The organism is Brevundimonas sp. DC300-4, assembly GCF_049897365.1.
Lineage (GTDB): Bacteria > Pseudomonadota > Alphaproteobacteria > Caulobacterales > Caulobacteraceae > Brevundimonas.
The window spans coordinates 156,863-167,150 of the sequence record NZ_JAFCWC010000006.1; the positions used below are offsets into that span (position 1 = coordinate 156,863).

Genomic DNA, 10,288 nt, shown 5'->3' on the forward strand with positions numbered 1-10,288 from the left:
GGATGGCCCCCGTGTCATCGCCCCCCGACGCTAGCCAGTCGAACCGCTCCATGGAAGGGCGGACGAGCGGCCCAAGGAGAAACGCCATGACCCGACCCGCCCTCATCCTGCACGGCGGCGCCGGCGCGCGTCGCAGCCGCGACTACACCGCCGAGATCGCCCATATGCGCGAAGTGGTCGAGGCCATGCGGGTGCGGCTGGAGGCCGGCGCCCAAGCCCTCGATGTGGCGGTGGAGACCCTGGTCCTGCTGGAGGATTCCGGCCTCTATGTCGCGGGTCGCGGGGCCTCGCCCAACCTGGCCGGCGAATACGAACTGGACGCCAGCCTGATGGACGGGCCGAGCCGCCGCGCGGGCGCCGTCGCCGCCTTCCAGGGCTATCGCAATCCGATCCGGGCGGCCCGCGCCGTGATGGAGCACAGCCCGCACGTCCTGCTGGCCGGGTCGGGGGCGGCCCGGTTCGCGGGTGAACACGGCCTGGCGCCGATCGACGATCCCGATGCCTGGTTCACCCGCGCCGGCCAGGGTGAGGACAACCATCCGCCGGGCCAGGGACCGGCGCTGAGCCACGGGACGGTCGGCTGCTGCGTGCTGGACACCCAGGGTCGTCTGGCGGCCGCCACCTCGACCGGCGGCGTGTTCGGCAAGCTGCCGGGGCGGGTGGGCGACACGCCGATTCCGGCGGCGGGCGTCTGGGCCACGGACCGGGTCGCGGTCTCCTGCACGGGCCAGGGCGAGTATTTCATCCGCACCGCCGCCGCCGCCCAGATGGACTGGCGGGTCGAGGCGGGCGCCTCGATCACCGAGGCCGGTGAAGCGGTCATCGCCGGCATCGGCGCGATGGGCGGCGACGGCGGCCTGATCGCGCTCGACGCGCTGGGCCACCGCGCCGATCCCTTCAACTCCCAGGGGATGAAGCGCGCCTGGCTGACCCCGGACGGCGAGGTCGGGGTCGAGGTTTTCGGGAAGTAGCGCGGGCGTTCTCCCTCCCCCTAGGGTGAGGTCTTCGCGCAGCGACGGGGTGGGAGCGGCCGGTGATGCGGATGCCGGCCCGGGATGTTTCGCCTTGCCGCCCCCACCCGGTCTTCGCTTCGCTCCGACCACCCTCCCCCGAGGGGGAGGGAAAACGCGCGCCTTACATTACAGCGCCGTAACTTACGCCGGTCTTCCAGCCTGATACGGTTGCTCCGCAACTCCGGAGTCCGTTCATGAAATCCCGCCTGAAGTCGGCCGTCGCCGCCCTCGCCCTCGTCACCGCTCTCGGGACCTTCTCGCCGGTCCTGGCCCAGGACGCTGCGGGGGCGCCGCCCGCCGCCATCGAGGTGCCGCCGCTGGGCTTCGTGAAACGCACCCTGCCGAACGGCATGGACGTCTACACCGCGCGCGACACGACGACGTCGAACGTCACGGTCCAGGTCTGGTACCGGGTCGGCTCCAAGGACGACCCGCAGGACCGCTCCGGTTTCGCCCACCTGTTCGAACACCTGATGTTCAAGGCGACCAAGGACTTTCCGGACGAGACCTTCGACCGCCTGACCGAGGACGTGGGGGGCAACAACAACGCCTTCACCAGTGACGATGTCACCGCCTATCACGAGACCATCCCGGCCAATCACCTGGAGCGGCTGATCTTCGCCGAGGCCAGCCGTCTGGGCTCTCTGGTCGTCGACGAGAGCGTGTTCGAGAGCGAGCGCGACGTGGTCAAGGAGGAGTACCGCCAGGGCGTGCTGGCCAACCCCTACGGCCGGATGCGTCTGTTCCTGCCCATGCTGATCTTCCAGCACAGCCCTTATCGCCGCTCGACCATCGGCTCGATCGAGAACCTCGACGCCGCGACCATCGAGGACGTGCGCCGTTTCCACGCCACCTATTATCGCCCGGACAACGCCGTCCTGATCGTGGCCGGCAATTTCGACCAGGCCGAACTGGACGGCTGGATCGACCGCTATATGGCGCCGATCGCCAACCCGGACCGCCCGCTGGAGGTCACAGACGCCTCCGAGCCGGAGCCGACCGGCCCGCGCGAGATGACCGTCCACGCTCCGAACGTGCCGCTGCCCGCTGTGATGCGCGCCTGGCCGACCGTGCCTTACGGCCACCCGGATCGCGCCGCCCTGACCGTGCTCGACGGCATCCTGTCCACGGGCGAGAGCTCGCGGATGTATCGTTCGCTGGTCTATGAGCAGCAGATTGCCGCCCAGGCCGGGTCCTCGCCCGACTTCTCGCAGCAGGCCGGATATCTGATGGCCCAGGTCATCATGTCTGACGGCCATACGGTCGACGAGGGCCTGACCGCCATTGATGCCGAGATCACGAAATTCCGCGACCAGCCGGTCACCGACGCCGAGCTGAACGAGGCCAAGAACGAGCTGGTCGCCGACGCCCTGCGTGGTCGCGAGACCATCGATGATCGCGCCAGCGCCCTCGGCTGGGCCCTGATCAACACCAATGACGCCGCGACCGCCGACCGCGAGATCGCCGAGATCCAGGCCGTCACTGCCGCCGAGGTCCAGCGCGTCGCCCGCCGCTATCTGACCGACCAGCGGGCTGTGACCCTGCGCTACCTCAACGCCGACGAGGCCAATCCGGTGACGGCGCAGCAGACCGGGATTACCGCCCCGGTGACCCTGGCCGACCTCGCCCCCGTAGGTCAGGTCTTCACCCTGCTGCCGGAAGCCGAGCGCGCGGCCCTTCCGGCGACGACCGATCCGGTCGCCCCGACCACCCCGCCCGTCGCTGACTTCCGCCTCGACAACGGTCTGCGCGTCCTGGTCGTGGAGAAGGATGGCCTGCCGCTGGTCTCCGCCCGACTGAACTTCGACGCCGGTTCCGGCGACGAGGCGGGCGGCAAGGCCGGTGTCGCCGCCCTGACCGCCGCCCTCCTGACCCAGGGGACCGCGACCCGCAGCGCGCCCGAGATCGCCACGGAGATCGAACAGCTGGGCGCCTCGATCGGCGCCGGCTCGGGGCCTGACTTCACCAACATCTACGCCAACGCCCCGGCCAACGTCTTCCCGCAAACGGTCGCCCTGATGGCCGATCTGGTGCGCAACCCGGCCTTCGCCCAGGAGGAGCTGGACCGTCAACGCGACCAGACCCTCGACGGCCTGCGCGTCGCCCTCGCCACGCCCGGCCCGGTCGCCTCCCAGGCCGCCGCCCGTGTGATCTACGGCGACGCGGCCTACGGCGCCCCCGGCTCCGGCACCCTGACCAGCATCCCCGCCATCACCCGAGAGGACGTGGCCGCCTTCCACCAGCACCGCTATCGCCCCTCGGAGGCGACCCTGGTCTTCTCGGGTGCGATCTCGGAGACCGACGCCCGCGCCCTGGCGCAGTCGGCCTTCGGCGACTGGCGGGACACGAACAGCACCGCCGAGGCGCGCGTCGCCCCGCTCGGCCAACCCCTGCCGCCCCGCGTCGTCGTCATCGACCAGCCCGGGGCCGGCCAGGCGGCGGTGACGGTTGCCCTGCGCGGCGTCTCCCGCACCGACGCCGACTACTTCCCCCTGACGCTGGGCAACACCCTGCTGGGCGGCAGCTTTACCTCGCGCCTGAACCAGGAAATCCGCATCAAGCGCGGCCTCAGCTACGGCACGCGCTCGTCGCTGGGCGTGCGTCGCGAGGAGGGCCTGTTCACCGCCAGCGCCCAGACGCGCAACGATGCGGCTGTGGAGGTGTCCGATCTGATCCTCGCCGAGATCACCCGCCTGTCGACCACCCGGCCGACGGCGTCGGAATTGACCACGCGTCAGGCCATCCTGACCGGCGCCTTCGGCGACTCGCTGGAAACCGTGGATGGCCTGGGCGGCCTCGTCGCCAACCTGGCGCTCTACGACCTGCCGATGAGCGATCTGGCGGCCTATGTCGGCAAGGTGGAGGCCATCGACGGCGCGGCGGTCCAGGAGGCGTTCGCCGCGCACCTGCCGGTCGACCGGGCCAGCCTGGTCATCGTCGGCGACGCGGCCCGGTTCATCGACGCCCTGCGCGCGAAACACCCGAACGTCGAGGTCATCCCGATCTCGGCCCTGAACCTCGACAACGCGGCGCTGCGGTAGGGCTTCAAAGTCTCCTCCCTGTTCGCTTCTTGGCGAATGGGGAGGTGGCGGCGAGCCTTTGCGAGCTGACGGAGGGGCTCTGGAGGCCGCAAGAACCCCTCCGCCTCCTCCGCTCCGCTACGGATCCACCTCCCCATCGCTACGCGACAGGGAGGAGACGCGGCTGTCAGTTCTCGCCCGCTTCGTCGTTCGGCTTGTCGTCAGCGGCATCGGCTTTCTCGGCCACCACGACGTCGGAGGCCTGGTCCGGGGCGTACTGGGCGATCAGGCCATAGGTGACCATCTGTTCCGGGTCGTTCGCGGCCCAGGCGCCGTTCGTGACCAGGCCCTGGGCGAGAACCGGGGCGGTGCGCAGCGCTTCCTGCACCTCGGGGTCGTTCATCGCATCGGCGACCAGCGCCTCGACGTCGATATTGGCCAGGGCTTCCTGGGCGATCTGGCCGGCGTGGCGGCTGACCTCGGCGGTGAAGGCCGCGATCTCCGGCTGGTATTCGGTCCAGATGGCCGCAATCCGCGCCTCGCGCTGGGCCTCGGTCAGGCTTTTGTCCTCGGAGATCGCTTCGGCGCGTTCGCCGAACGCCTCCATCCGCGCTTCGAAGGCCCCGGCTTCAGCTTCGATGGCGGCCTCCGATGCGGTCTGGGGCTCGTCCGCGAGCGCAGCGGACAGCGGCAGAACGGCGAGGGCGGCGGCGAGCGAGAGGGCGCGGATCATGGCGGGCAGCTCCTTGAGTTCGCACGCAAGGTCGGTCCGCCAGCCCGTCAGCTCAAGTGAAATCGCGGTAAGGCGGGCTCAGGGCGCCGGGGCCGCGGTCGCCGCCTGTTCGATCTGGGTCCGGACCAGACGCGGGACCGAACGCAGTTGCGGCAGGGCCTGGGTCAGGCCGGCGAGCATGCCCGGGCGCTCGGTCTCGGGCGCCGCAGCCATCTGTTGATTCATGAAGACCTCGAACGCTGTGGCGAAGGCGTCGGCGTCGGGCTGATAGCGCGCTTCGATGGCGTCCAGAGACGCGGCCCGTCGGGCGGCGTCCGCCTCGGCGGCGGCCGTCTGCATCTCCGCCTGCATGGCCTCCACCTTCGCTCCGAAGGCCTCGGCGGTCGCCTCGAACGCCGCCTCACCCGGCGAGGGAGCCTCGGCCGGCGTCGCGGGAGCCGTCTGAGCGCTGACGGCGGGGGCCATGGTGGACAGGGCGGCGGCGATGACGAGGGCGCGGATCATGTGAGGGCTCACGAGTTCGGGATTTGAATTCGCCCGACAAACGACGCCGAACGGGTCGCAGGGGGCGGTCTCAGTGCGAAGGCGCGGCCTCCGGGGGCGGCGGCAGCAGGGCGGCGGCTTCGGCGCGATCGCGCATGGCCTGGGGCAGGGTCGCCAGCTGTCCGGCGGTATTCTCGACATTGGTGCGCAGGGTCTGCTGCTCGGCCTCCGGCAGGGTCGCGAACTTCTGCGCGGCGAGGTTGAAGAAGTCCTGGATGAAGGCGTCGATCTCGGCCTGGAATCCCGTCTGGATGGCATCGAGCTCGGCCTTGGCCGCATCGGGATTGAGCGCCGTCAGGCGAGCGGTGTCCTTCATCTGCGCATCGACGGCGAGCACCCGATGGCCCAGAGCCGCGGACCGCTCGTTGAAGGCGGCTTCTTCCGGGGAGACAGGGGCTGCGACTTCCTCCGGCCCGGCGTTCGGCGCCGTTTCGGCCTCGGTCGCCGGAGCGACTTCGGCTGGGGGAGAGGCAGGCGCTTCGGTCTGGAGCGAAGACGAAAGGACGCCGATCAGCAGGAACAGGGGGAGGGACAAGAAGGACATTCAGACTCTCTCGGGTTCAACCGTCGTCCCGTCTCGCGAAATCGTCGCCGGCTCAAGTCGAAATTGCGTGAAGCCGTCCTACTTCGGGCTCGGCCGGGTCCGTGCGCCCTGGGCCTGGGCGTTTTCCTGGTAGCGGGCGACGATGGCCGAGATGGCGCGTCGGGCCTGATCCTGGTCGCCGTCGGCCTGAACGATCGCCTGGACGATCTCCTGGTTCATCAGGGCGCGGGTCTCGCGGTCGGTAACCGCCGGGACGAGGGCTGGAATGTCCACCCACGCCGATGCCGCCGGAATCACGGCCGGAATGGCGTTCTGCGCCAGCGAAGGCGTGGCGGCGACGAGGACGGCGGCGACCGCCAGGAACACGAACTTGCGCATGGGACCCTCCCTGAAAGAAAGGCGGACGATGTCCCCGAACCCTTCATTGCGCAAGACCGTGTTCGCTGAACGGGCCGAAGAGGCGCCTTTCGTCAGACGCCTCCGTGGTTTCAGGTGCGGCGGTCGCGCTTGGCCAGGACCCGCAGACGCAGGGCGTTCAGCTTGATGAAGCCGGCCGCGTCATTGTGGTCGTAGGCCTGGACGCCCTCTTCGAATGTCACAAGATCCTGATCGTACAGGCTGTTGGCGCTCTCGCGGCCGATGACGGAGACATTGCCCTTGTAGAGCTTCATCCGAACCGTGCCCGAGACCTTCGCCTGCGACAGGTCGATGGCGGCCTGCAGCATCTCGCGCTCGGGCGAGAACCAGAAGCCGTTGTAGATCAGCTCCGCATATTTCGGCATCAGCTGGTCCTTCAGGTGCATCGCGCCCCCGTCCAGGGTGATCGACTCGATGCCGCGGTGGGCGGCGATCAGGATCGTGCCGCCGGGTGTCTCATAGACGCCGCGCGACTTCATGCCGACGTAGCGGTTCTCGACCAGGTCGAGGCGGCCGATGCCGTTGTCGTGGCCCAGTTCGTTGAGCCTGGTCAGGATCGTGGCCGGCGACATGGCCACGCCGTCGATGGAGACGGCGTCGCCCTTCTCGAAGCCGATGGTGATGATGGTCGCCTTGTCGGGCGCGTCCTCGGGCGCGATCGTGCGCTGGTGGACGAACTCGGGGGCCTCGACGGCCGGGTCCTCGAGGACCTTGCCTTCGGACGACGAGTGCAGAAGGTTGGCGTCGACCGAGAACGGGGCCTCGCCGCGCTTGTCCTTGGCGATCGGGATCTGGTTCTTCTCGGCGAAGTCCAGCAGGGCCTCGCGGCTCCGGTATTCCCACTCGCGCCACGGGGCGATGACCCGGATATCGGGCTCAAGCGCATAGTAGCCCAGCTCGAAGCGGACCTGGTCGTTGCCCTTGCCGGTGGCGCCGTGACAGACGGCGTCGGCGCCGACCATGCGGGCGATCTCGATCTGGCGTTTGGCGATCAGCGGACGCGCGATCGAGGTGCCGAGCAGATAGTCGCCCTCGTACTGGGCGTTGGCACGGAACATCGGGAAGACGAAATCGCGCACGAACTCCTCGCGCAGGTCGTCGATGAAGATGTTCTCGGGCTTGATGCCCATCTTCAGCGCCTTCTCGCGGGCGGGGGCGAGCTCTTCGCCCTGACCGAGATCGGCGGTGAAGGTCACGACCTCGGCGCCGTATTCCGTCTGCAGCCACTTGAGGATGATCGAGGTGTCCAGGCCACCGGAATAGGCCAGGACGACCTTCTTGACGGGCTTGTCGGAGGCTTTGGCCATGAGGGCTCTTTCGCAGAACGGCGTGGGAGGATTTGGCGGCGCTTAAACGGCCTGACGCCCCGCGATGCAAGGGCGAGACTGTGGCGGACGCCGGCCTATCGCATCGCGTCGCCGCGCATTATGTCCGTCTGCATGACCGACACGCCTGAAACGCCGTCCGACGTCCCGCCTGAACGGGTCCTCAGCGAGCCCGCCAAACGCGCCCTGGCCGAGGCCGCCGAACGTCGCGCGAAGGCCGGGGCGCTGGCACCGGCGACCGAGCACGGCGGCCCAACCGGCCCCGAACCGACCCGCTACGGCGACTGGGAGAAGAAGGGTCTCGCGGTCGATTTCTGAGGGCCGAACAAATCCGGCCGAACGGTGTTAACCTTTTCGTCCTGCTGGAGAGTTTCATGCGTCGCCTCGCCCTGATCATCCTCACCACCGTTGTCCTCCCGGGCGCGGCCGACGCCCAGACCTGGGGCCAGCCCCGCTACAGCGTTCAGCCCGCGCCTTACGGCCAGCCGTATGGAGGGCCGGTCGCCTATGGGTATGGCGGCTACGGCGGCCACAGCCAGTCCTACGGCGAGGGCTACGGGGCCGGATATGGCGATCCCCGCGCTTATCGCCCGCCTCTCCGGTACGGCCATGCCTACGACCGGGGCGGCCGGTACGGCCACAGCAACCGCTCCGACCGGTGGACCCGCTGGTCCAGCCCGCCGGGACGCGGCTATCACGACGTCTATGGCTACAACGACGATCGCGCGCCGCGCGGGGCCCACCGCTGAGGGGCTGAAGACGCCAGCTTCACGCCAGAAAAGCGAGATTTAACCACGTCTTGAACGGATTGCTCCCGCCCGGGGAGCATCCGGAACCCTTCCGCGCGCGAAGACCTAGGGTGGCCTCGAACGTCGCGGAGCCGCCCAGTGAAAACCCTAGTCTCGATCCTGACCGCCCTCCTGCTGCTCGGCGCCTCGCCGGCGCTGGCGAGCGAACGTGGCGGCGGCGGCCAGCATGGCGGAGGAGGCGGCTATGGCGGCGGCCATGGGGGCGGCTGCGGCGGAGGCTGCGGGGGCGGCGGCCACGGCGGCGGCAACATCAATGTGAACGTCAACGCCAACGCCAATGCCAGCGCCTATGCCGGCGCGGGAGCCGGCGCCTACATCAACGCCCGGGCCTATGACGTCGGCGCGATCAGCGGGCGCGGCGGCCATGGCGGCGTGATCTCGACAGGCGGGGGCTATGGCGGCGACTATGGTTACGGCTACGGCGGCGCCGGATATGTGGTGGTGGTTCGCGGGCCCGGATATGGTCCCAGCCGGCCGTTCGGCTATGTCGCCCAGGGGTTCGGTCGCCGTTACGTGACCACCGACCGCTGCTGCGGCCTGCGCCCGGCCCCCTGCTACGACAACTGCGGCGGCGGTTATCCGCCCCCTCCTCCGCCGCCTCCCCCTCCGCCCCCGGCCTGCGACTGCCGGGACGGCCACGGCCAGGGTCACGGCGGCTATGGCTATGAGCAGGGCTATTCCGGCGGCCGGGGCGGTGCCTCCTACAGCGTGCGCGAAAGCTACAGCGAAAGCAGCAGCTCCGCCGGCGGCTATTCCAGCGGCTATCAGGCCGGATACGGCAGCGGGGACCGCTATTCCGATCGCCGTGACGACGGCCCGCGCTATGCGCCCGTCCCCTATCAGGCCTCGCCCCTGGAGCCCGCCCCCTACGATCAGGGCGGTTACGACCAGGACTATGCCCCGCCGCAGGTCCACTACAGCTCGCCGTCCTATCCCGAGCCGGCCTACGCCCCGCCGCAGGTCTATCAGCCGGCCCCGGTCTATGTGCAGCCGCCGCAAGACTATTACGGCGACCTGCCTCCCGGCGACACCGGCGACGGCTATACCTACCGTCAGGAGCCCGGCGAACGGGGCTGACCCCCCCTGGATCAGGCTTGTTCCGGATAGACCTTGCGCACCGACAGCGACCCGGCCGGCAGGGGCCGCAACACCGCCCCCTCTGCCTGAGTCAGGTCAAGCCACTCCAGCGCCTGACCGGGCGCCAGAACACAGACCTGCCGGTCGTGATAGGGCGCTACATCCGGCCCCGGTCCGGTGGTCAGGATGGCGAAGGCGCCCTGTCTGACCACCCCCGCCATCCACATCCACGGCGCGTCGACCAGGTCGAACCGCCATTTGGTCTTCCGCTTGTGGCCCGGCTCGGCGTCCGTGAACTCGAAGAAGCCCGCGGCGGGGATCAGGCAGCGCTCCGACGACCCGAAGGTCCGCCCGTCGGAGCGAAAGTTGAACACCGGCTTCCCGCCCGGCCCCTTCCACGCCCAGGTCATGGGGGCGAGGCTCAGGCCCTCCCCGGCGCGCAGGACCACGGGCGGACTGTCGCCGATGGCGTATTCGGGCGGCATGTTCGGCCGCCCGGCTGGAAACTCCAGCACCAGCCCCAGCTGGCGGATGTCGTCATCGATCGTGCCGAGCGTCGGCGGCGGGACGAAGCGGTTGCGCATCAGGCGTCGGGCTCATGACCGGTCAGTCGCAAACCCTGACACAGGCTGTCGGATGAGGGGAGTCACGCCGTGATCCTCCCTCGTTTCAGTGGACACCCATGCTAGCTTTTCGGAGCTGGAGAGGAGTGTCTGATGAGTGTTCAACGCCGGGTGTTTCCGGAATCGTTCAAGCGGGAGGCCGTTGATCGGGTCGCCAACAGCGGGCTGAGCGCCGGCGCAGTGG

Annotated in this window: 11 protein-coding genes; 5 read left to right on the plus strand and 6 right to left on the minus strand. The window is 69.4% G+C overall.

The genetic code is table 11. The features are described 5' to 3' along the window. Positions 1 to 86 precede the first annotated feature (86 nt). Together ACP7AZ_RS11895 and ACP7AZ_RS11900 are read left to right on the plus strand one after the other, a co-directional pair. Positions 87 to 971, plus strand: coding sequence for an isoaspartyl peptidase/L-asparaginase family protein (locus ACP7AZ_RS11895; protein WP_426038862.1), 885 nt, complete (start codon positions 87 to 89; stop codon positions 969 to 971). Between the two features lie 236 nt (positions 972 to 1,207). Continuing rightward, a complete protein-coding gene (locus tag ACP7AZ_RS11900) occupies positions 1,208 to 4,054 on the plus strand; it encodes a M16 family metallopeptidase (protein WP_426038863.1) in 2,847 nt (948 codons plus the stop codon). Between the two features lie 166 nt (positions 4,055 to 4,220). On the opposite strand, the gene ACP7AZ_RS11905 is transcribed toward ACP7AZ_RS11900, so the two are convergent. From ACP7AZ_RS11905 to ACP7AZ_RS11925, 5 genes are all read right to left on the minus strand, one after another. After that, on the minus strand, positions 4,221 to 4,766 hold the full coding sequence (locus ACP7AZ_RS11905) for a hypothetical protein (protein WP_426038864.1): 546 nt from the start codon (positions 4,764 to 4,766) through the stop codon (positions 4,221 to 4,223). A 78-nt stretch (positions 4,767 to 4,844) separates the two neighbouring features. Continuing rightward, positions 4,845 to 5,270 carry a translation initiation factor IF-2 gene (locus ACP7AZ_RS11910; protein ID WP_426038865.1) on the minus strand — a complete coding sequence of 142 codons (426 nt, stop codon included), beginning with the start codon at positions 5,268 to 5,270 and terminating at the stop codon, positions 4,845 to 4,847. A 70-nt stretch (positions 5,271 to 5,340) separates the two neighbouring features. Then, positions 5,341 to 5,853, minus strand: coding sequence for a hypothetical protein (locus ACP7AZ_RS11915; RefSeq protein WP_426038866.1), 513 nt, complete (start codon positions 5,851 to 5,853; stop codon positions 5,341 to 5,343). A gap of 78 nt (positions 5,854 to 5,931) precedes the next feature. Next, positions 5,932 to 6,231, minus strand: coding sequence for a hypothetical protein (locus ACP7AZ_RS11920; RefSeq protein ID WP_426038867.1), 300 nt, complete (start codon positions 6,229 to 6,231; stop codon positions 5,932 to 5,934). Between the two features lie 110 nt (positions 6,232 to 6,341). Beyond that, positions 6,342 to 7,577 (minus strand): argininosuccinate synthase, encoded by a 1,236-nt coding sequence (locus ACP7AZ_RS11925; protein ID WP_426038868.1) that lies wholly within the window; start codon positions 7,575 to 7,577, stop codon positions 6,342 to 6,344. A gap of 132 nt (positions 7,578 to 7,709) precedes the next feature. Between ACP7AZ_RS11925 and ACP7AZ_RS11930 the strand changes: the two genes are divergently transcribed. The 3 genes from ACP7AZ_RS11930 (at position 7,710) to ACP7AZ_RS11940 (ending at position 9,481) form a co-directional block, all read left to right on the plus strand. Next, positions 7,710 to 7,913 (plus strand): DUF1674 domain-containing protein, encoded by a 204-nt coding sequence (locus ACP7AZ_RS11930; protein ID WP_426038869.1) that lies wholly within the window; start codon positions 7,710 to 7,712, stop codon positions 7,911 to 7,913. 56 nt (positions 7,914 to 7,969) lie between these two features. Next, positions 7,970 to 8,344 carry a hypothetical protein gene (locus tag ACP7AZ_RS11935; RefSeq protein ID WP_426038870.1) on the plus strand — a complete coding sequence of 125 codons (375 nt, stop codon included), beginning with the start codon at positions 7,970 to 7,972 and terminating at the stop codon, positions 8,342 to 8,344. A 138-nt stretch (positions 8,345 to 8,482) separates the two neighbouring features. Beyond that, a complete protein-coding gene (locus ACP7AZ_RS11940) occupies positions 8,483 to 9,481 on the plus strand; it encodes a hypothetical protein (RefSeq protein WP_426038871.1) in 999 nt (332 codons plus the stop codon). 11 nt (positions 9,482 to 9,492) lie between these two features. Here ACP7AZ_RS11940 and ACP7AZ_RS11945 read toward each other — a convergent pair whose 3' ends face one another. Beyond that, entirely contained in the window at positions 9,493 to 10,065 is a 573-nt protein-coding gene (locus tag ACP7AZ_RS11945; protein WP_426038872.1) for an SOS response-associated peptidase family protein, read from the minus strand. Positions 10,066 to 10,288 lie beyond the last annotated feature (223 nt).